The organism is Deinococcus sp., assembly GCF_018260405.1.
GTDB lineage: Bacteria > Deinococcota > Deinococci > Deinococcales > Deinococcaceae > Deinococcus.
Genome location: NZ_JAGLBG010000003.1, coordinates 1 through 20,011, shown reverse-complemented (window position 1 = coordinate 20,011; position 20,011 = coordinate 1). Strand labels below are relative to the sequence as shown.

Sequence of the window (20,011 nt, the reverse complement as noted above, 5' to 3'; positions counted from 1 at the left end):
TAGAAAAACAGAATCACTGACAGAGGTTGGCGGCGCTGGCGCTGTTGCGCGGAGCGGGTGCGGCTACGGTGAAGTCGGTGCTGTTGTTGTTACTGTCGGTGCAGCCGCTAGAGTTACGCAGCGCAGCAGTGGTGTTGCTCAGGGCTTTGAGAAGCGTACCCTCGAATTTGTTTGTCTTGACGGCGCCGTACCCCAGCGTATCGACTACGCCGCTGGCGTTCGACAGAGTAACCGACGCGTCCGTGCTGGACAGGGCGAGTTGAAGGTTAGTCGCATCTGGTGTGGGCAAAGCAGACCCAGTCGTGCTGTTAGAGTTGGCCGCTAACAGAAAGTAGCCGCCCGGCTTGAGGCTGCCGGAAAGGGCTTGCGTGCCTTTGGTCAATCCAGTCGCGCTGAAGCCTTCAACCGTGTAGCTCGACAGTTCAACGTCACCGTTAGTAGGGTTGAAAATCTCAATAAAGTCATTCCTATACTGGGCACTGGTATTCCCGCCGCCGCCATAAACCTGGCTAATCACCAGATGATCAACTTTAGGCGTAGCGAACACGCTGAACACCACATTAAAGCTGTTGGTGACATTGCTCAGAGGAATGCTGAAGCCGAAGGTCACGGTCTGAGTGCCGCCACTAGGCAAGGTCGGAGCCTGCCACGCCTGGGGGCTGACCGTGGCGGGGCCGGGGGCACTAATCAGGCTGCTCGAGACGTTGGTGCTGACCAGAGGGGTGCCCCCGGTGGCCTGCTCCAAAGTCACGCCCGTGGGGTCGGTCGGTCCCCCACTGCTGTTCTGGGCGTTGCTGAAGTAAGTGTTGTTCTGGGTGTACCCGCTGACAGCCACCGGCACGTACAGCGGCTGGCTAATATCCTTGCCGCTGTTGTTGGTTACGGTAATAGCTACCGCGTAGTGCTTGCTGGTCGCGTCGGTGGTGGTCGCCGCCGCAGCGGCGCTAAAGCTCAGGCCGCCGAGCTCCTGGGCGCTCAGGTGGTCGCCGCTCACGTTGGCCTGCACTCGACCACTCACCGGACTGATATGCAGGTTGTACAGACCATGGGCTGCCACCTGGCCTACAGGAGCCGCCACAACGGGCTGCGCCTGCGTCCCCGTCACCGCCTGCTGTCCACAGGCCCCCAGCAGCAACGTGCCCATCAGGGCCAGCAGGGAAAAGCGCCGACTAACCATTGGGGTTCACACCCGGATTGAACATTGTACCCGGATTAATGGGTACAGAGTAGATTAGCGTGACAGCCTGCCACTGGCCCAGGTCATTCACGCGGGGGGCCTGATAGGCGGGGGCAGAGGTCAGGGGAGGCTGGTGAGCCTGGGGACGTTCAGCGGTCATCTTCATGAGAACTCCTTTAGTGCTTGAAAACCGCCTTGACTATAAAATGTGCGTGTCAGGGGGCCATCAGAGTTTTGTCAGACCGGAGCGCAGTAAGCAAACACCGCTTAAGGATGGTGGGGTTAAGAGAACGACTGAAAGTCGACATGGGTGTACTGCGCTGTTAGAGGCTGTTTGAAGCCGATAACACCGTTTTCATCTATGCTGCCTGATCATCAGGCACACAGCCTGTTCAGCAATATACAAGTACTCGCCGCATAGATAAACCCTTCTGACACGCCTGTTTTCTCCTCGTAATCCACCTTCAGACGCCTGAAGGTAGACAGCCAGGCAACAGCCAGGCAAAGGTACGCTCCACCACCCACCGCTTTGACACCACCACGAAAGCTTTCTTTCCGTTACGGGTGATCTCGAAAGCCAGCCGGATTTGTTCCTCGCTCGGATGATTCGTCGGCACCTGGGCGATGCCATCTTTCACGGTAATGCCTTCATCTGGACGGCGTTTTATCTCAATCTCAAGCTGATGTGTCGTTTTCGCCCACAGCGAAAACGGCTCACCATCATAGCCACCGTCCAGAAACAACTTTTTTAGCCCTGGTACGTCTTTCTTCAGAATGTTGACCACCAGTTTCATGCCCTCGCGTTCACCCACGTGGGCAGGCGTAACTACGCAAGTCAGCAAGTTGCCGTCGGTATCCGTGGCGATGTGGCGTTTCCGGCCTTTGACCTTCTTGGCCCCGTCGTAGCCGCGCTCCCCCCTTTTTGCGTCGTTTTGACGCTCTGCGAGTCACCGACAGCGGCACTTGGTTTGGCTTTCCTGCCGTTCCGTTCTCGCTCCAAAGCCACAAGCGCATCGTTGATGCGCTTCCAGACACCATCCTTGCACCATTGACGGTGGCAGGTGTACACGGTGTTCCAGTGCGGGAGGTCATGGGGCATCATGCGCCACTGACACCCGCTCCGCGTTACATAGCGGATTCCATTGACAATTTCTCGTCTGGGAACGGTTTCACAGAAGGTACTCTCGCCAAGTGGTGGCAAAAGTGGTTCAATGAGTTGCCATTGGGCGTCGGTGAGGTCGCTGGGGTAAGCCTCGCGTTCCATCTCTTCAGCCTACCAATTCTCTATCTCAGGCGCTTCAAACAGTCTCTTAGAGCACAACGGCAGGCGGCAGGATAAAAAAGGCCGGTGCAGAGCAAGAGGACAGACCGCCATGGAATCCACCGGTTCTGCCCTTTTGCCCTGCTTAAAACACCCTTATTCGAATATGTTAATATATAGTATGCCGCTACCTCCTTCCCGCTCTACACATCTACAGCTCCTCCTCAATCAGGAAAATTACCCTGCCTTGCTGGATCAGCTCATCGTTTCTCTGCCCGTTGCTGCAACCTCAAAACGCAATATCCTAAGTGGCTGGCGGCTTTACATCAAGTGGCTCGAGCAAGAAGGCGGCACATTGCTCCAAGCTGACCCAGCTCAGGCTCAGGCTTATGCCGCGTGGCTCCAGCACACCTATGCTGCGCCCGCCACAATCAATAACCGGCTAGCCCAGAACAGAAAACTGTACCGGTTGCTCCAACACTTGGGACTGAGTACAGTCAACCCCTTTGAAGATCTGCACGGGATAATTAACCCTGCCGATGAGCGGCGGCCTTATTACTTACCTGAGGAGATCGAACGCCTCCTCGCCCACGCCGACTTAGAACATCAAGTCTTGCTTCTGCTCGGAGCGCACGCGGGATTAACCGGTCCAGAAATAGTTCAGCTTCAATACGAGGATTGTGACTCCCAGAGTATTCAAGTCAGCCAGAGAATAATTGAGCAGTCTACGCAGTTAAAAGAAACTTTCGCAAAATGGAGACATCAACAGGGTGAACGGCCTCTGCTGACGCCTAAGCTGGAAGGAAAGATGTTTAAGTTTAGGGACGATCAGGAATTACGTGCCAGGATCTGGAAACTGTGTCAGCAAGCGAATGTAGACTACCGGGGCTGGTACGCCTTACGCAACGCCGCAGGCATACAGATGCTGTCTCAGAAAGGAGCCAGAAGCACTGAGCGTCAGCTAGGCCTAGGCGGAAGAGCGGCCCTGCACCCTACAACGAGACTGGTTAAAAAACGCAGGTCTGAGGAGAAGTGAGTCGGGGGATGGAGTGGTAAGAGTTTCTTGTTGCGTATATATTTACGGCGAAGCAGGAGGTAACAAACAGTTACGTGTATATATTGACAAAATAGAAAGAGGAGAACCAGCAGATTGATGTTCTCCGGCCTCCTAGCAGCGTTACAGGCCGAATCTGGCCCATTGGTCTTGCGGTACCAGAGCGCGGTATTCGGGATGATGGCGAATATATGCGGCAATAAAAGGGCAGGCCGGAAGCACGGCTTTGCCCTCGGCCTTCACGTCCTCCAGAGCAAATTTTGCCAGCTGCCCACCTAGACCCTCACCCTCGTGACTGTCATCGACCACGGTGTGGGGCAGGATCACGCTGTCACCATGCACAAGGTACTCGGCAAAACCGACCACCTGTCCATCTTGCACAAGCTCGTAGCGGCTCTGGATCTCATTTTTACGAATATTCAACATACTTTAGTTTAGCTGCTTAGCTCCGGGATGGCCCTGGGCCGCGCCCCCGACGGTAAGCCTGCGCCAACGCGACAAAATCGTGCAGGGCCGCCCGGTTGGCCGTGGCATCGGGGTTAACCGCTTTTTCCAAGGGGACACCCATATACAGTTTCTTGATCGGCACTTCGAGCTTCTTGCCATTTAGGGTGTGAGGAATATCATGGACAGCAAAAATGTCATCGGGCAGCTGCCGGGCACTGAGGCCAGTACGGATGCGGTCGCGGACGCGTTCCTTCAGGGCATCATTGAGGACTGCGCCGGGATTCAGGACAACGAACAGCGGCATGTAATACTCTCCCCCACCCAGCTCCGCGCCGATCATCAGACTCTCGTGAATTTCGGGGAGGCTTTCGACCAAGCGGTAGATTTCTGCCGTTCCCATGCGAACGCCGAAGCGGTTGAGGGTCGAGTCCGAGCGCCCCTGAATCTCGCAGCTCCCCCGCTCGGTAAAGCGGATGAAATCTCCCTGTCGCCACTGACCGGGAAAGGTACCGAAATAGCTGTTGCGGTAGCGCTCGCCAGTGGGATCGTTCCAGAAATAGATCGGCATAGAGGGCATCGGCTGCGTGACCACCAGTTCCCCGACCTCCTGATCAAGCGGTTGCCCGTCGTCGCTCAGGGCCTTGACCGATACGCCTAGGTACGGGGCCTGAATCTCTCCGGCATAGACGGGAAGCAGAGCCGAGCCACCAACGAATCCAGTGCAGACATCGGTGCCGCCGCTCGAAGAAGTGAGCCAGAGGTCTCTTTTGACGTGTTCGTAGACCCACTTGGCAGTGTCGGACGGCAAAGGGCTGCCCGTCACACCCACATTTTGCAGTGTGCTGAGGTCGAACTGTTCGCCAGGCTCAATTCCGGCCTTGCGCGTTCCAGCCAGAAACGCCGGGCTGGTGCCAAAGCTGGTCAGTCTGGCCTTCTCTGCGAACTGCCAGAGGGTCGCGGGAGTGGGGTAGTTCGGGTTGCCATCAAACAACACCACGGTCGCGCCGACCAGCAAGCCACCAGCCAGCAGGTTCCACATCATCCAGCCCGTCGTGGTAAACCAGAACATGCGGTCACCCCGCTTGACATTGGCCTGCAAGGTCAGCGACTTAAGGTGTTCAAGCACAATGCCGCCCTGACTGTGTACGATTCCTTTGGGCAGCCCGGTGGTGCCGCTGGAATACAGAATCCACAGGGGATGCTCAAAGGGCACGGGCGTAAAGGTCAGCGGGGCGTCGTGACCAAGCCAGTCGCTCCAGACTGCCTGTCCAGTTACCCAGGCTGCCGGATCGAGCTGCGGCACCAGCACCAGCTGGCCGAGGTCAGGCAATCCGGCGACCAGTTCCGCAACCTCGCTGAGGCGTGAGATTTCCTTGCCGCCGTAGCGGTAGCCGTCGACCGCGAACAACACTTTCGGCGCGATCTGGCGGAAGCGGTCCAGGGCACTCTGCGTGCCGAAATCGGGTGAGCAGCTCGACCACACCGCCCCCAGGCTGGCCGCCGCCAAAAAGGCCACCAGTGTTTCGGGGATGTTCGGCATATACGCCGCCACCCGGTCCCCCACGCCAACGCCCTGTTCCCGGAGGGCCTGCGCGACGCTGGCCACCTGACGTTCCAGTTCGGCCCAGCTCAGGCTGTGGAGCGGCCCCAGTTCAGACTGATACAGCAGCGCCGGGAACTCGGCGGTCTTATTGCGAAAGACGTGCTCAGCATAGTTCAGAGTAGAGCCGGTAAACCACTGCGCCCCCGGCATCTGCCGTGACCCGAGCACCTCTGCGTAAGGCTGGTGGGCCATAACGGCGAAATAGTCCCAGAGCGACCCCCAGAAGGCCCCGAGGTCCTGGGCCGACCACTGCTGAAGCGCGTGGTAATCACTGAAATGCAGGCCACGGATCCGGGCCAGCCAGTCCATGTAGTGGCGCAGATTGGTACCAGCCATGAATGCTTCGGAAGGTTGCCAGAGCAGCTGGGGGCTAGGCGCGGGTTGGGTCATGAAACGTCCTTTTACCTTGACATGAAAGAGGCTGGCCTCAGTTCAGCGGGGCCGGAAACAGGATGTGGAGAGTCGTGTCAAGAGTTTACCCTGATTTACCCCGCCTCAGCATTTGCCAAAGCGGAGTTGCCAAAGCACAGCGGCACAAAAGCCCTCTCCAAGGGGAAAGGGCGGGCGGAGGGGTCTGGAGCGGGAAAGGCCACCCCAAAATCTTGGGCTGCGCCTCACAGCGAGCTGGACTGAACATCTACGGAACATTTTCCGCCCGTAAATCACATAGCAAGTTGTCCTCTACTCGTTGATCAACTCGAATTTCGTGAATTCGACGGAGATAGCGCGGGCATCATCGGGCGCAAACCTGGTGGCCCCAATGTTCAGAAGGCGCGGCTTGAAGCTCAAGGTGTTCAGCCCCGGACGCACCTGTAGCTTCAGCAGCAGATCGCTCACGTCGTCACGGTACAGACCGGTACGGTTGACCAGACGCTGGCCATTCATAAAGACACCCACCGCCTGAGCGTCAATCGGTGAGCGGAACTTGACATGCATGGTGACCACACGACTGTCTGGAGAGAAAAAAGAAAAGCTGGTTTCGGGGCCGACTCCCCAGCGGTGGCCCGTTGTTTCGATTTGACCCAGCCCCTCGACCGAAAGTCGGCTGGGAGCACGGTCACTCAGCAAATCGGTAGCGCCGGGAAACAGAGAGCTGGCGTCAATCAAATAGTCGGGCAGCTGGCACAGCCGCGAATCCTGAAGCTGCGGCGCAGGAGCACCGGGCTTGCCATAGACCCTGATCTGAGTAACAGCCTTTGAGGCCAGCGTATAGATAGGAACATTCAGATTACGGGGCCGACCGTCGTCCGGCAGATCGAGCCACTGGTCGTGAGTCTCCCCCGTCGCCGTCACTAGCGCGACACGTACCCTGTTTTGCCCCGGCGCTTTCCAGCTAAAGTGCAGATAATCGCCCAGCGGATTGACCCCTTTGTTCACCGCGTAACGGTAAGTTCCATCAGCCGCATTCCAGCTCGGTGCAGGCAGATGAACCCGTGACTCAGAACATTTATTAAGAACATTAGCGCCCGCATTAAGCAGAAAGTCAATCGAGATATGGCCAGCACCCTCGTTATTGAGAAAGTCCTCCCTTAGTTCCCAGACGATCAATTTGGGTGGAGTCTGGTGAAAAGCGTCACTAGCCAGGTACTTGGTCATTGACTTAAACGGTCCACCATTGGGAGCAGCCACATTCAGGACGGTTCTAGCAAGCGCCGTGGAGAGCAGCGGGCCAAATTCTAGTGAAGAATAGGCAGAAAAGCTGGACCCAACCAGGGTTACGCTGGGCGTCACCTCGTCAAGGAGGCCGGTGTCTGCTGCCGCTTTAGTTTGAACGCGCAGGGGCCGGTACATTTCTGGCTTGAACTCGGCCCGCTGAGACGGCGAGAGGAGATTGGTCAATGAGTGCAGGGGAGCCGTAGTGGGGGCCAATACCTGAACCTGACCTTCAAATAGAGGCAGTCCCGATAGATCAACACGGCCCCGCAGCGTTTTCTCAAGCGCCTGGGCGGTCAGCTGCGCTCCCTGCGGGGTCCAGTGGTGGTCTTGCTTGAAATACAGCAGCGCCGCATCTGGCTTCGCTGCCTCGCGGGCAAAGGCTGCGGCGAGATCGGGGGCCAGCACTCCGCCGTCTTGCAGGCTGCGAATGGTGCGCCCGTAACGCCCCTGCACGGCTGCCGAAACGTCCGTGCCACTGGGCAGATAGCTGGAATAGACCCGCGCTTTGGTCGGCACCAGCGCCACTTCCAGCGTCTGGCCCCGGCTCCGCAGCAGGCGCGACAGACGCTCGATGGTCACAGCAGCGTCATGCCCAACCTGCCGCGGATTTGCAGCGACGGAGGCGTCCGCCTGATATTCGCTGGGTAAAAAGAGCCACCCATCTTTGCCAATCGTGACCGGATTCCCCAGGCGGCCACTGGCGACAAAGGCAGGAAGCTGGTACAGGTTCAGCTGCCCATAGGTGCGCGACGGAAAAGCTGCGACCAGCCTGGCGTTTTGATCCAGCCAGGCCTTGAACTGCGGTGTGGCGTAGCCGTAGCCCTTGGCGACCTGCTGGGTACTGAGCACGGCGTACTGCGCCTGTCCCCCACGTAAGGCTGTGACATCGTTCCAGACAGCTGTATTGTAGCCGCCCAGCAAGAACATGGACTCCTCGGTCAGGGTCGAAATACGGCGGCCAGCAGGCACAGTGCGCCCGAGGTAATTTCGCAGCTGTTCATAACTATTGCTGGGCGAACCGTGAAAATGATTCCAGACGAACAGGGTCCAGAGCACAAACAGCCCGCCCACCACGCGGCCAGTGGACACGTAGCTGCGCCGCAAACGCGAGGGCTGTTCCATCAGCAGCCAGAGGGCCACTCCCGTCGCCAGCATTGAAGGCACCACCAGGTAGTAGAAGAACTGCTCTTCGAGCGTCCCGATCACCACCGAGAACCCCAGCATCAGATAAGCGCTGCCCAGCAGGGCCGCCAGCATCCGCATCAGGCGGTCGCCGCGCCGCAGCAAGATAGCCAGGGCCACCAGCCCCGTCAGCACCAGCAGATAGGTCGTAGCAAACGTCTGTAGGTTGGCGACCACGGCGTCGGCCAGCGAAGGGCCGCCCGCCCGCTTAAAGCCGGTCACTTTGGTGGCCCCCAGAAAGCGGCTGACCCCCGAGAACTTGGCTTCCATAAACAGCCGCCAGTCACCGACCAGAAAAACGATCAGCGGGTAAGGCAGATAAGACAGGAGGCTGACGCTGACCAGGGCCGCCGCGACCCTGCGCGGCACCGACCAGTTAACCAGGAACAGCAGGCCAAGCGGGAGCAGGGTCAGGAAGACCAGCATTTCCTTGGTCAGCAGGGCCAGTCCGAAGGCCACCCCGGTGAGTAGAACGTCGCGCCACCGGAACACGCCGCGCCCAGCGGCCCCGAACAGAACAGTCCAGCCCAGCAGGGTCCAGAACATTGCCGAGGTTTCCAGCAGAGTCTGGCTGTTGCTGCGGACCATAAAGGGGTCTAGGGCAAACAGCAGCGCCGCGATCAGGCCCGCCTGCCAGCCCGCGATCCGGCGCCCCAATAAAAAGAGCAGGCCGGAAGTCAGCGTTCCCAGCAAGACATTGAGGTAGCGTGCGGCGTAGACCTGCTGAATCAGGTCACCCGTTGGGTGAAACAGTTTAAGCCAGGCCGCTTCCAGAAAAAAGTAGGCCGGGGGGTGTAGATAAAACGGCTCACCGTACAGCCTGACCTGCAAACGCTGCTCGACATAGCGCGAGATATTGAGATAAGTCAGTTCGTCAACGTGAATATCCCAGCTCGGGCCGACGTGAAAGGCCCGCAGGAGAAAGGTCAAGCCCATGACACCCAGCAGCGCCAGCCAGAGACGGGGCGTCATGGCCGTCGCGCCGGGAAGCGCCTGCGCCTGGAAGTTGACCGGCGGTAGGTCTGCTGCCTGTAGGTCTGATGGCCGAGAAGCTGCCGGGGATTCGTCTTGCGGTAGAGGGGTCACCGATAGGCTCCAATCCGGCGCGTGCGTCTGGGCCGGGCCAGAGCAGCCACGTAAGCCGCTTCCTGTTGCTGCGCCAGCAAGTCCCAGTCATAGTGGCGTGCCCAGAGGCGGCCCTGGGCGGCCAGCCACTCGCGCCGGGCCGGGTTACAAACCACTCCAGCGGCGGCCTGGGCAAAAGCCTGGGGATCAAAAGGCGCAATCAGCAGAGCGCCGCCCGGCCCGGCGACCTCGCGCAGCGGCCCGACATCGAAAGTCACCAGCGGCACCCCGGCGGCCTGCGCCTCGACAGCCACCATACCGAAGGTCTCGAAACGTGAGGGCATCAAAACGGCGTGGGCGCGGGCCATCAGGTCAAACTTGGCCGCGCCCTCGACCCGGCCCCGGAACTGCACGTGTTCTTCCAGACCGCGCTGGCGCGCAAGCTGCTCCATCGCGCCCCGGTCTGCCCCGTCCCCGACAATAAGCAGCGGCGGCGTCGCCGGGCCCAGTTGCTCGCGCACCCGCGCAAAACTTTCAATCAGCAGGTCGCCGCCCTTGTGGCGCAGGTCAAGGCGGCCCACGAACAGAAAATGTTCCGGGGGCTGCGCGGGCACCTCGAAGGCTTCCGGGGGAATCCCGTTGGGGATGACCTGCACCGCGCTGCCAGGCCGCCGGGCGCTGATTTCCCGGCCCAACCAGTCGGACACGGCAATAAAGTTGTCGTAGAGCGTGAGGCCGCGCCGCTCGACCAGATCGAAAGGAAACTTGTATTTTTCACGCATTTCCGAGGCAAAGAGCCACTGCACCGAGGCGATCAACGGGCGGCGAGTGTACAGCGGCGCGAGGCCCACGCTGAAGGGGGCGCCGAAATCCTCGATCAGCAGGTCGTGCGGCGTCGAGAGAATCACCGGGGCCAGCGCCGCGAAATAGCTGAGCTGGTCGAGCTTATTCCCTACTTGAGTGCCGACCGGCAGCCAGCGTACTCCCGCTTCCAGGCGGGGCCGCGCCCCCGGATACCCAGCAACCACCGCCGTCACCTGATGGCGCTGGGCCAGCCTGCGGTTGATTTCAAGCGTGCGGACAGAGCCGCCCCCGGCACCGGGCTGGCGCGGGTCTTCGTAGGCAAGGTGCAAAATTCGCATAAGACAAGTCACTCCTGGAAATGAACGTTCAGGTAAGCTAGGCGGCCCGGCTCACTTCTGGGGCGCGGCGCAGTTCGAACAGCACCAACAAAAAGGCGTAGACCGTCAGTGCGGCCAGCACCGAAACGATAACCCCGAAATCGAGGGTCAGGATACAAAACGCCCCGCTGAGGAGCAGGGTAATGAAATACCCCGCCCACCATGCCAGCTCGGGCCGGTGAAGCGCCCTGCCCCCGGCCCGCACATACTGCCGCCCAAGCAGCACACACGCGGTCAGGGCCGCCACGGCGAAGGCGAGGGCCGCACCTAACGCCCCCAGACGGGGCACCAGCAGCACCAGCAGCACCGCCTCGGTCGCCACGGCCCAGAACAGGAGGTAAGACGCCCGCCCCGCCGCGCCTGTGGCCTGAAACGCACTGGAGAGGAGCGTCGCCAGCACCAGCAGCCCTATGCCCACCGAGCGCACCTGAAGCAGCTCTACCGCGTTGCCGTAGGAAGCAGGAAACAGCAGGCGCAGCAGCGGGCGGGCCACCACGATAAGCAAAAGCAGCAGCGGCACCACGAACAGCGCTGCCTGCCGAATCACGCCGCGCAGTGCCTCCCGGGTGTTGGCCAGGCGGCCCGCCCGCGAAAACTGCGTGAAGGCGAGCGGTACCACCACCGAGGAGGCCAGAAAATAGGGAGCGTTCGCCAGCACACTGGCCGCCTGATACTGGCCCGTTACAGTGCGGCCCCCGCCGGGCAAGACCTTGAGCAGCATCAGGTCGAGATTCAGCAGCAAGGCGCCGCCCAGCAGGGCACCGAACATGGGGGCGGTGCTCCGGCGCGGCAGGTGCTCGACCTTGCCGCGCCAGCTCAGCAGCCCGCGCCGCCCGAGGGTCAGTGCGCCCAGACCCACCGACAGCAGCGCCCCGGCCACAAAACCGCCCACCGCCCCGGCGATGCCCAGACCCAGCACCACCAGCAGGGTTCCCACCACCGCCTTGCCGACCACCTCCGACGCCGAGATAAGAGCCAGGGCCGTAAAAGCTTCACTGCCCTGAGCCGCCCCCCGCAGCACGCCCACCACCGCAATAAGTGGCAGCGACAGCGCGGCCAGCAGGGTCACGTTCCAGCTTTCCAGGCCCCGCGCCAGTGGCCCCAGCAGGAATAAACCCACCAGCGCCAGCGCCATCAGCAGGCCTATGCCCAGGTTGCTGACCGCCGCGCCCCGGATCAGCCGCCGCCGCTGCGCTGGCCCGGCATCGACCAGCACCCGCGCCAGCGCCCACGGCACCCCAGATTCGAGCACCAGCCCCGCGATGAGCAGCAGGGTCTGCACAAAGGCGAGCTGACCAAAATCACCCGGCAGCAGCAGGCGGCCCATCAGGAGGCTAAAGGCGTAGTTGGCCACACTGCTGGCTCCGAACGCCGCCACCATCGCCACGCGCCCACCCGACTGGTCCGGGCCAAAGTTACCGGCCATACCCAGGGCGCTGACCGGGCGTGGCCCCAGCGTGTTTCAGCACGTCCAGACTGGCCTGCGCCGAGGCGTCCCAGTCAAAACGCCTGGCCCACTCCAGCGCCGCCGCCGAATAACGGGCACGCAGCCGAGCGTCTCCCAGCAGGCGGCCAATCCCTTCGGCAAAGTCCTGATCGTTCTGGGCCAGAATGCCCGTAACGCCGTCCTGAACGGCGACCCGCAGCCCCGGCACGTCATAGGCCACGGCGGGACACCCGTAGGCATTGGCCTCGATGACCGAAATGCCCCAGCCCTCATGCATAGACGGCTGAGCGAACACAGTCGCCACCGCCAGCAAGGCTTCCTTCTGAGCGTCATCGACAAACCCATGAATCTTGACGTTTTCCTGTAAGCCGAGTTCGCGCACCAGGTCTTCAAGCTCAGGCCGGGCGTCTCCGTCACCGGCGATGTCAAGGAAAATCTGCGGAAACCGCCCGCGCAAGGAGGCCACCGCCCGCACCAGCAGGTCAACCCGCTTGTATTTCTTGACCCGTCCCAGGTACAGAACTCGCTGGGCCGCCGGGGGCCGCAATGCTGTCTGCGGCGGCAATTGCACACCGTTATAGATCACGCTGATCTGCTGCTGGCGGTAGCCCAGGCGCAGCAGCCCTTCCTCGGTACTCGGAGAGACGGTGATAACCGGGCGGTCGCGGTACAGCCTGGGCACCACCTTGCTTTCCAGCAGTTGCCCGAATCGGGCGACCGGAGCCGGGAACTCACTGAACCACTGTTCTCCGTGCACATGGTGAATCAGCAGCGCCGAGGGCGTGCGGGTAAACAGCGGCGAGAAGAAGGGAACGCCATTGGAGATGTCCAGAATGCGGTCGAACTGACGGCCATACCGCAGCAAAAAAAGCGCGGCGCAGGCGTACACACTGAACTTGCCACCCATGCGCCGAATGATGACACCATGTTCGACCGAAACCTGGCGCGGGGCCAGGGTCCGGCCCGAATCTCCGCACAGCACTGTGACCTGATGCCCATCTCTGGCCCAGCGCTGCGCCTGTTCAAACAGGTTGATTTCGCCGCCCCCCGCCTGGGGATGTTCCAGCGACCGCCAGTTCAGGGCCAGGATACGTAGACCGCTCACGCCTCTACAGTACGCGAACCCTGAACACCGGTCGCTGGGCGCTCCTGACCACATAGCTTGAGACGGGCGAGTGAAACGGCGACTTCGCGTATAGTCGAGAACACTTTGAGCTTCGAGCCTTCCTTGTCGGCCCAGACCACCGGCGCTTCCAGAATATCGAAGCTGCGCTGCTGAGCCCGCAAAAGCAGATCGACATCGAAGGCCCAGCGCCGTTCACCGACCACTTGAGCCAGCTCACGGGCCGCCGCCTGCGTAAAGACCTTTGCCCCGCACTGGGTATCGGCGTAGGGCAGCTGAAACAGCCCGCGCACCAGCAGGCCAAAGCCCCAGCTGTAGGCACGGCGCGTTAGGGGCTGAGGGTTAGTAATGACGCTGCTACGCAGGTGGCGCGAACCGATGACCCCGTCATGTCCAGGCAGGCGGTCATAGAGGGACAAGAGGGACTGCGGCGCGGTCGCTCCGTCAGCGTCCGCAAAGCCTACCCGTGCGCCCGTGGCGTGGCGAAAGCCCTCCAGTACGGCCCCACCCTTGCCAATGGCAGCCTCGATGACCAGCACCTGTACCTGCGAGTGCCGGGCCGCAAACGCCTGCGCCAGTTCCACCGTATTGTCACGGCAGCCATTACACACGATCAGCAGCTGATAGTGCCGTCCGTACCGCGCCGTAAAAGCCTCGGTGTAAGCTTCCAACGCAGGCAAAAAGCGCTGCGCCTCATTATAGGCCGGAATGATCAAGGTGGCCGCGATGGCAGAAGGGTAGCGTGGAAAATTCATACCGACCTCACGCAAAGCCAAACAGCGGCTAAGAGGGTAAAAAAGAAAGGGAAAAGAGGGCAAGCATTTCCGCACCCGTGATCCACCCTACAGCATAGCCAGTAATAATGCCGAAAACTTAACATTTTTATGAGTTCTCTGCCTCATTCCACCGGCAAAAACACGATGCCCCACAACTCCGGGGTACCCACAAACTGCATCCTGACTAGCGTGAACACCAGTTCGGGTGCACCGGGGGGCACGTAGCGAATCGGCATCAGCGGGGCCGCGTCGTCGGCCGGGGTGACGTGCTGCCACAGCCGGGTAAAGTCAGGCAGAGGGCGCAGGGTTCGTAGCAGTTCGGCGCAGGCTGTCGCGCTTAAACTGCGCCAGCACATACCTGGCCCACGGCTCCCAGCCCGGAAAATGAACGCGGTGGCGTGGGTCAAAGACCAGCGAGAGCAGTGAAACCCCAGTCCGCGCATCAAAACCCAGTCCGCTCAACATGGCGACCGCTGCCGAATTCAGTGCCCGCATGTGCCAGGTGCCATCGTGCAGCACGGCGGGGGGAGGCAGCAGAGAGAGCAATTGCACGGCGACAGCGTCCACTTCGCCGGGCTCACTGGGAGACGATTCGCCTGCCGCGTGTCCGCAGAGCGCCAGGAAGTCCTGTTTTTCGGGGCCGCGCAGCATCAGCGCGTGCGCCAGCTCCAGACTCAACGCCGCCGAGGGCCGCGTGCGCTCACCGCGTTCCAGCTGCGCCACGTATTGCCGGGTACAGCCCACCTGCCGCGCCAGGGCCGCCTGGGTCAGTCCCAGGGAGAGCCGCCGGGCTATCAGCACCTGCGGCAAATTCGGAATCAGCGGGGACACCAGTTCAGTCCGGGGCCAGCGGTTCTACCCGTGCCGCCTCGTCCAGCACGCGCTCGGCGGGCATAGCTCCATTGGCCAGCACCTCCGCCGGGGGCCACGAAGTACGGCGGGTACAGCTTTTTTCGGTTCGCCTTGGCCGCGCACATAGGGTGGCCGTGAGGGGGGACAATGTGAGCATGGGGCCTCCTGGGGAGGAACTCGGGGGTTAGGGGGATGATTTGATTGCCGTGGCAAGAGGAGTCATGCGCTCAGATCCCCCCCACCAGACGCACCAGCGAGGCGGTAGCCGGGACCACAGGCCGCACCGGGCCGTCGGCCTAACTGGTCAGAATCAGGGCTTCCAGCAGGACGCGAATCAGATTCTGTTTGCTGCTGCGGCAGTCAAACATGCAATTTTAATCCTAGAGCCTGTCAGTATAGCAATCTGACTTTTTACGAAAAATATGTAAATAGCATAGTAAAGGTATCACGGATGGGTGTAGAACTGGGACATGCTGTCAGAGCGAAAACCCTACAAGAGCGACCTGGACGACGAACCTTACCTCTTCATCCTGCCTTACTTTCTGCTCGCTCCAGAAGACGCTCACCAGCGCGTCTACCCGATACGCGAGGTTCTCAATGCCGCCCTCTGGATTGGCCGTACAGGAAGCCAGTGGGAGTACCTTCCACACGACTTTCCCCCATACAAAATTGTCCATCAGCAACTGATGCGGTGGTTTGAACGAGGTTGCTTCGAAAACCTCGCTCACGACCTGCGTTCACTGGTTCGCGAGGACGCCCTCAAAGAGGGCGTTCCTACCGTGGCAATCGTGGATAGCCGCACGCTGCAAAGTACGCCCGAGAGTGGCGGACGTGCCGGATACGATGGTGGAAAACGTCGTAAGGGCAGCAAAATTCATGCGGCGGTGGACACGATGGGCAATGTCATCACGTTGCTCGTCACCTCTAGCAATGAGCAAGACCGAGCACAGGTCGTAGACCTGTGCCGAGAGGTGCAACAACTCACTGGTGACTACATTGACGTTGTTATCGCGGACCAGGGCTATACCGGAGAGCAAGCGCAGATTGATGCCGCCCTGAACGATGTGGAGCTTGTTGTAGTGGAGCGTCCGACTGGAGCGACGGGCTTTGTGCTGCTTCCGTTGCGATGGGTGGTCGAACGGACATTCGCCTGGACAGCGCGTTTTTGCCGTCTGTCACGTGATTTGGAGAGGCTGCAAAGCACTCTCCTGGGCTTCCACTGGCTCGTTGTATCCGTTACGCTCCTAAACAAATTAAAGCCAATTCTTGGCTCTTTAGCCTGACAGCCTCTAGCCCTGTTGGCTGCCAGTTGCAGCACCAGCCACCACAGCCAGCGTGTTTGAGCGCGGAACTGTAGCCAGCAGCTCCTTTCGCCGTCCAAACCATTAACGAAGCAAATTTCTGGCTATTGGGTGACTCTGCGGCTACCGTATCAGTTCCAGTCTATGGCCTGCGCCACGAACAGCAGTCCCAGCCCTACCACCAGCGTCCAGAACACGTTTCTGGTTTTCCACGCGACCAACCCGGCCACAATTCCGGCGACCAGGCGCGGGCCGAACGGCTGGAATAGTCCGTTATGAAACAGCAGTTCCGGGGCGACCAGGGCCGACAGCACTGCGGCGGGCACCAGTCCGAGCGAGGAGGTCACGCTTTCAGGCAACTTGCGATTACGTAGCAGCACCAGCGACGACGAGCGCAAAAACAGACTGACGAGGCCCACGCCCACGATCACCAGCCAGATTTTCATGTTTTCTTCTCCTGTTGCCGCTGCACGAGCAGCCCGGCCACGATGCCGCAGGCCGCCCCCACGATCAGGTTGAGCCGGAAGGGGAGACCGTGCGCCAGGATCGCCACCAGCGCCGAAACCGCAGCTACGAACAGTTGCGGGCGGGTTCTGAGCACGGGCAGCAGCAGCGCCACAAAACTGAGCGGCACGGCAAAATCCAGCGGCCAGCTGGCCGGAATACTGGCCCCCAGCAGCGCCCCGATTGCGGTGCCACTTTGCCAGACCAGCCACATCAGCGCCGAGGACCCGGCGTAGTAGCTCACGGGGTCAGTCTCGCTTTCAGGCCGTCCCATTGTGACCGCGTAGGATTGATCGGTCAGACCGTACGCCAGCGGCCAGCGCCGGGCCAGCGAAACGCCGCCGAACAGTGGCAAAATCGAGGCCGAGTACATCGCAAAGCGCAAGTTGACGATCAAGGTACTAAGCACGATCAGCAGCGTCGGCGCGTGGCTAGCGAACATCTGCGAGGCGACCAGCTGCGCCGAACCCGCGTACCCGATCAGGGAAAAGGCGATGGACTGTCCCGGCGTGAACCCGACCTTTACGGCAGCGATGCCCGCGACCATGCTAAACGGAATCACGCCCGGAATCAGGGGGGCGAAGTCGCGAAACCCGCGCCAGAACGCGGGCGAGAGGGAGCGGCCCACTTTAGTGATCCAGAATCTTGCTGAGGAACTGCTGAGCGCGTTCGTGTTTGGGGTTCTGGTAGAACGCCTCGGGGGTGGTGTCCTCGACGATGTTGCCCTGATCGAAGAACAGAATCCGGTCGGCCACTTCCCGCGCAAAGCCCATCTCGTGCGTGACCACCAGCATGGTCATGCCGCTGCGGGCCAGTTCCTTCATCACGTCCAGCACTTCTTTGATCATTTCGGGGTCAAGGGCACTGGTCGGCTCGTCGAACAGCATGATTTTGGGATCCATAGCCAGGGCGCGGGCAATGGCCACCCGCTGCTGTTGCCCGCCCGACAGCTGGGCCGGGTACTTGTGCGCCTGCTCCTCGATCCCCACGCGCCGCAGCAGTTCTAGGCCGCGCTGATTGGCAGCGGCCTTGCTGGTCTTGCGAACCTGAATGGGAGCCAGCGTAATGTTTTCCAGCACAGTCAGGTGCGGAAAGAGGTTGAACGACTGAAACACCATGCCTACTTCGCGCCGGATGGCGTCGAGGTTGCCTTTGCCATCAAGCGGAATTCCGTCCACGATGATGCTGCCCGCGTCGTGCGGGTCGAGGGCGTTGATGGTCCGGATAAAAGTACTTTTGCCACTTCCCGACGGCCCGATAATAACGACCACCTCACCCTGGCGCACACTCAGGTTGACCCCCTTAAGCGCCTGAAATGCGCCGAAGTGCTTCTGGACGCCCTGTGCCTGAATGATCGAGGCATCAGAAGTGACAGGAGCGACCTGGAGCGGTGCAGAGGAAAGCGGCGCAGTCATCATCAGATCATACTCGCCGGGAGCGGCAGGCTCCAGAGCACCCACCAAAAAGACGTCGCGTCCGCTCTAGACCTGCTGGCACACCGTTTTTTGCGCCCGGTCAGCGCAGCTTGTTTCCCGCCGAGATTAGGATGGCGCACCATTCCGCGTCAGCCATACCTCGCTGGCCCGGCAGCCATCTTTAAGGCGCTGTAACTGCCCAGCAGGGTAAACACAGCAAAAAACGCCTGGTTTGTGTCTCGTGGAAGCGTAACACCATGTCTTAGTCTGTTTTAGCGTGGGCGTAAGAGGAATGTCATACCGGGCGGGCTAATCTGTCTCTGTAGGCAGGCGGGGACAGCGTCCTCGACAGAAGCGAGCAGGACATACACCAACGAAAAGGCAAAACCGTCGTGAGGCGGTGACGCAAAGCCACGGAACCCCCAGGGTCCGCCGGGCAGCCGAAAGGAAAATTACTGTGCTGAAATTCAACACTGCCGTGTCTCCTTCCGGAGTCGCTGTCATCCACCAGAACTCCGCCAAACCCAGCCGTAAATTACAACTTCTTGCCGTGACCATGTCTACCGCGCTGTTGCTCGTCGGATGTGGTAGTCAGACAGACACCCTAGCGGCTACAGGCACCACTGGAGCGGCGGCTGCAAAGCCCGTCTCCCGCCCAGCCTCGGAAGCCCCTAACGTGAGCACCACGACCCCGGCAGTTTCTACACCCGCGCCCACGTCGCCCGTGACGACCCCCGTTACCACTCCGCCGGTGAGCGTGCAAAATACCAAGATGTATGGCGTGGTCGGCTCTCAACTTTCCAGACTCAAGACGGACTACGCCGCCGGAATCCGGATTCGCAGTCTCGAACTGGCCTGGGACGCAGCCGAGACGGGTGACGACCAGTGGAATACCGAGTACTTCGCGACCAAGAAAGCTGAACTCGCTGCCGACATCGCGGCTGGGTACAAGGTCGATCTCAACCTGGGCATCCAGTATCCGCCGCAATGGCTGCTGGCACAGCCCGACACGCACTTTGTCGACCAGCACGGCACGGTCTACAACAACACCCAGCCTGGAACCAATCCCCTGAACCCTGTGTTCAGCCAGGCCGTGCGCAACCAGCAGGCCGCCTACATTCACCATGTCTTTGAAGCCCTGGGCAGCAACTTTGCCTCTGTTCGCCTGGGCTTCGGCTACTACGGCGAAATCGGCTATCCGCCCGTAGCGCCGGGAGCCAACAGCTACTGGGGCTTCGACGCGGTCGCGACTGGTCAACGCCCCGGCCTGGCTCATGGCCTGACGCCCAATCCTGTCCCCAACTGGCAGGCCGTGACTGGCGAGAGCGCGGTAACCCCGGATGAACAGCTGCGGGCCAGGCAGCTCGCCACCTGGTATCTCGGCGCCTTGGGGAATTATCAGGACTGGCAGATTCAGACGGTGCGCCGTGATTTCGCCGGGCGACTGTTGATGCTCTACCCCTCATTCGGGATGCGTCCTGGGCAGGCCGAGCAGGCCATTCAAGACGGTCTACGCGGCAGAACTTCGCCCGAGATCAACGGCGAACTCCAGCGCGGCTTCGATTTCGCGGGTCTGGTCAACCGTCTTCAGGACCCCAAAGTCAGCCCGTATACCACCTGGCTGGATGCCGACGGCACTTTTGTCGATGACAGCAGCAGCAACATAAGCATGTGGAGCCCGGTTCATTACCTCGCCTACCTGTCTGCCCAGCATCCCCTCAACTTGCAGGTCTGGGGCGAGAACACCGGAGCCAACAGTAGGGCCGATCTGGAACGCTGCGCTCAGCGCGCCAAGCAGTACCATCTGGGCGGAATGTTCTGGGCCTTCAACGAACAGCTGTACGACGGTCGGCACGCCTCGATTGATGATGTCAGCCAGGTGGTCGCATATTAGAGGCTGTCTGAGGCCCATATCGTCGGAGTATCCATGCTGCCCTCTTCATCAGGCGCACAATCGCTGGAGCAGA

General features: G+C 60.7%; 17 protein-coding genes, 1 pseudogene and 1 riboswitch. Of the genes and pseudogenes, 3 read left to right on the top strand and 15 right to left on the bottom strand.

Annotated features, from left to right (window positions below; genetic code table 11):
• Nucleotides 1-13: 13 nt before the first annotated feature.
• The 3 genes and pseudogenes from QZ269_RS00910 to QZ269_RS00900 all read right to left on the bottom strand — a co-directional run bounded on the left by QZ269_RS00910 (nucleotide 14) and on the right by QZ269_RS00900 (nucleotide 2,441).
• Nucleotides 14-1,177, bottom strand: coding sequence for a lamin tail domain-containing protein (locus QZ269_RS00910; RefSeq protein WP_291423307.1), 1,164 nt, complete (start codon nucleotides 1,175-1,177; stop codon nucleotides 14-16).
• On the bottom strand, nucleotides 1,170-1,343 hold the full coding sequence (locus tag QZ269_RS00905) for a hypothetical protein (protein ID WP_291423305.1): 174 nt from the start codon (nucleotides 1,341-1,343) through the stop codon (nucleotides 1,170-1,172). Before QZ269_RS00905 ends, QZ269_RS00910 begins: the two co-directional genes overlap by 8 nt.
• 209 nt (nucleotides 1,344-1,552) lie before the next feature.
• Nucleotides 1,553-2,441: pseudogene (locus QZ269_RS00900) on the bottom strand (IS5 family transposase).
• Nucleotides 2,442-2,685: 244 nt separating this feature from the next.
• Here QZ269_RS00900 and QZ269_RS00895 point away from each other — a divergent pair.
• Entirely contained in the window at nucleotides 2,686-3,474 is a 789-nt protein-coding gene (locus tag QZ269_RS00895; protein WP_291423303.1) for an integrase, read from the top strand.
• A gap of 141 nt (nucleotides 3,475-3,615) precedes the next feature.
• Here the strand turns inward: QZ269_RS00895 and QZ269_RS00890 are convergent, their stop codons facing one another.
• The 9 genes from QZ269_RS00890 to QZ269_RS00850 all read right to left on the bottom strand — a co-directional run bounded on the left by QZ269_RS00890 (nucleotide 3,616) and on the right by QZ269_RS00850 (nucleotide 14,981).
• Nucleotides 3,616-3,918: a GNAT family N-acetyltransferase gene (locus QZ269_RS00890; protein WP_291423301.1), complete on the bottom strand. Its 303-nt coding sequence runs from the start codon at nucleotides 3,916-3,918 to the stop codon at nucleotides 3,616-3,618.
• A 16-nt stretch (nucleotides 3,919-3,934) separates the two neighbouring features.
• On the bottom strand, nucleotides 3,935-5,932 hold the full coding sequence (locus QZ269_RS00885; RefSeq protein WP_291423298.1) for an acetoacetate--CoA ligase: 1,998 nt from the start codon (nucleotides 5,930-5,932) through the stop codon (nucleotides 3,935-3,937).
• A gap of 291 nt (nucleotides 5,933-6,223) precedes the next feature.
• Nucleotides 6,224-9,466 (bottom strand): glycosyltransferase family 39 protein, encoded by a 3,243-nt coding sequence (locus tag QZ269_RS00880; RefSeq protein ID WP_291423296.1) that lies wholly within the window; start codon nucleotides 9,464-9,466, stop codon nucleotides 6,224-6,226.
• Nucleotides 9,463-10,587, bottom strand: a complete 1,125-nt coding sequence (locus QZ269_RS00875; RefSeq protein WP_291423294.1) for a glycosyltransferase family 4 protein — start codon at nucleotides 10,585-10,587, stop codon at nucleotides 9,463-9,465. Before QZ269_RS00875 ends, QZ269_RS00880 begins: the two co-directional genes overlap by 4 nt.
• A gap of 37 nt (nucleotides 10,588-10,624) precedes the next feature.
• Nucleotides 10,625-12,052: an oligosaccharide flippase family protein gene (locus QZ269_RS00870; RefSeq protein WP_291423292.1), complete on the bottom strand. Its 1,428-nt coding sequence runs from the start codon at nucleotides 12,050-12,052 to the stop codon at nucleotides 10,625-10,627.
• Complete coding sequence (locus tag QZ269_RS00865) at nucleotides 12,042-13,178, bottom strand: glycosyltransferase family 4 protein (protein WP_291423290.1); 1,137 nt, start codon at nucleotides 13,176-13,178, stop codon at nucleotides 12,042-12,044. Before QZ269_RS00865 ends, QZ269_RS00870 begins: the two co-directional genes overlap by 11 nt.
• Nucleotides 13,175-13,951: a glycosyltransferase gene (locus tag QZ269_RS00860; RefSeq protein ID WP_291423288.1), complete on the bottom strand. Its 777-nt coding sequence runs from the start codon at nucleotides 13,949-13,951 to the stop codon at nucleotides 13,175-13,177. The genes QZ269_RS00865 and QZ269_RS00860 overlap by 4 nt, the downstream gene beginning before the upstream one ends.
• Before the next feature lie 309 nt (nucleotides 13,952-14,260).
• Nucleotides 14,261-14,803 carry a helix-turn-helix domain-containing protein gene (locus QZ269_RS00855; RefSeq protein ID WP_291423286.1) on the bottom strand — a complete coding sequence of 181 codons (543 nt, stop codon included), beginning with the start codon at nucleotides 14,801-14,803 and terminating at the stop codon, nucleotides 14,261-14,263.
• A gap of 4 nt (nucleotides 14,804-14,807) precedes the next feature.
• The gene (locus tag QZ269_RS00850; RefSeq protein ID WP_291423284.1) at nucleotides 14,808-14,981 is read right to left on the bottom strand and encodes a hypothetical protein; all 174 of its coding nucleotides are present in this window, start codon (nucleotides 14,979-14,981) and stop codon (nucleotides 14,808-14,810) included.
• Nucleotides 14,982-15,294: 313 nt separating this feature from the next.
• Here QZ269_RS00850 and QZ269_RS00845 point away from each other — a divergent pair, with 313 nt between their 5' ends.
• A complete protein-coding gene (locus QZ269_RS00845) occupies nucleotides 15,295-16,107 on the top strand; it encodes an IS5 family transposase (protein WP_291423282.1) in 813 nt (270 codons plus the stop codon).
• 149 nt (nucleotides 16,108-16,256) lie between these two features.
• Here the strand turns inward: QZ269_RS00845 and QZ269_RS00840 are convergent, their stop codons facing one another.
• Genes QZ269_RS00840 through QZ269_RS00830 form a run of 3 tightly spaced genes read right to left on the bottom strand, consistent with a single transcriptional unit; the run spans nucleotide 16,257 to nucleotide 18,044 of the window.
• The gene (locus QZ269_RS00840; protein WP_291423280.1) at nucleotides 16,257-16,571 is read right to left on the bottom strand and encodes an AzlD domain-containing protein; all 315 of its coding nucleotides are present in this window, start codon (nucleotides 16,569-16,571) and stop codon (nucleotides 16,257-16,259) included.
• Nucleotides 16,568-17,257, bottom strand: a complete 690-nt coding sequence (locus QZ269_RS00835; protein ID WP_291423278.1) for an AzlC family ABC transporter permease — start codon at nucleotides 17,255-17,257, stop codon at nucleotides 16,568-16,570. Before QZ269_RS00835 ends, QZ269_RS00840 begins: the two co-directional genes overlap by 4 nt.
• 1 nt (nucleotide 17,258) lies before the next feature.
• Nucleotides 17,259-18,044 carry an amino acid ABC transporter ATP-binding protein gene (locus QZ269_RS00830; RefSeq protein WP_291423277.1) on the bottom strand — a complete coding sequence of 262 codons (786 nt, stop codon included), beginning with the start codon at nucleotides 18,042-18,044 and terminating at the stop codon, nucleotides 17,259-17,261.
• Nucleotides 18,045-18,414: 370 nt separating this feature from the next.
• A riboswitch (cyclic di-GMP riboswitch) is annotated at nucleotides 18,415-18,489 on the top strand.
• 231 nt (nucleotides 18,490-18,720) lie between these two features.
• Here QZ269_RS00830 and QZ269_RS00825 point away from each other — a divergent pair.
• Complete coding sequence (locus QZ269_RS00825) at nucleotides 18,721-19,938, top strand: hypothetical protein (RefSeq protein ID WP_291423275.1); 1,218 nt, start codon at nucleotides 18,721-18,723, stop codon at nucleotides 19,936-19,938.
• Nucleotides 19,939-20,011: the final 73 nt, after the last annotated feature.

Excerpts from the sequence above, each read along its gene's own strand:
- QZ269_RS00905 (WP_291423305.1), bottom strand. The coding sequence starts at position 1,343 with ATGAAGATGACCGCTGAACGTCCCCAGGCTCACCAGCCTCCCCTGACC.
- QZ269_RS00845 (WP_291423282.1), top strand. The coding sequence starts at position 15,295 with ATGCTGTCAGAGCGAAAACCCTACAAGAGCGACCTGGACGACGAACCT.
- QZ269_RS00860 (WP_291423288.1), bottom strand. The coding sequence starts at position 13,951 with ATGAATTTTCCACGCTACCCTTCTGCCATCGCGGCCACCTTGATCATT.
- QZ269_RS00885 (WP_291423298.1), bottom strand. The coding sequence starts at position 5,932 with ATGACCCAACCCGCGCCTAGCCCCCAGCTGCTCTGGCAACCTTCCGAA.
- QZ269_RS00830 (WP_291423277.1), bottom strand. The coding sequence starts at position 18,044 with ATGACTGCGCCGCTTTCCTCTGCACCGCTCCAGGTCGCTCCTGTCACT.
- QZ269_RS00890 (WP_291423301.1), bottom strand. The coding sequence starts at position 3,918 with ATGTTGAATATTCGTAAAAATGAGATCCAGAGCCGCTACGAGCTTGTG.
- QZ269_RS00910 (WP_291423307.1), bottom strand. The coding sequence starts at position 1,177 with ATGGTTAGTCGGCGCTTTTCCCTGCTGGCCCTGATGGGCACGTTGCTG.
- QZ269_RS00875 (WP_291423294.1), bottom strand. The coding sequence starts at position 10,587 with ATGCGAATTTTGCACCTTGCCTACGAAGACCCGCGCCAGCCCGGTGCC.
- QZ269_RS00870 (WP_291423292.1), bottom strand. The coding sequence starts at position 12,052 with ATGGCCGGTAACTTTGGCCCGGACCAGTCGGGTGGGCGCGTGGCGATG.
- QZ269_RS00850 (WP_291423284.1), bottom strand. The coding sequence starts at position 14,981 with ATGCTCACATTGTCCCCCCTCACGGCCACCCTATGTGCGCGGCCAAGG.
- QZ269_RS00840 (WP_291423280.1), bottom strand. The coding sequence starts at position 16,571 with ATGAAAATCTGGCTGGTGATCGTGGGCGTGGGCCTCGTCAGTCTGTTT.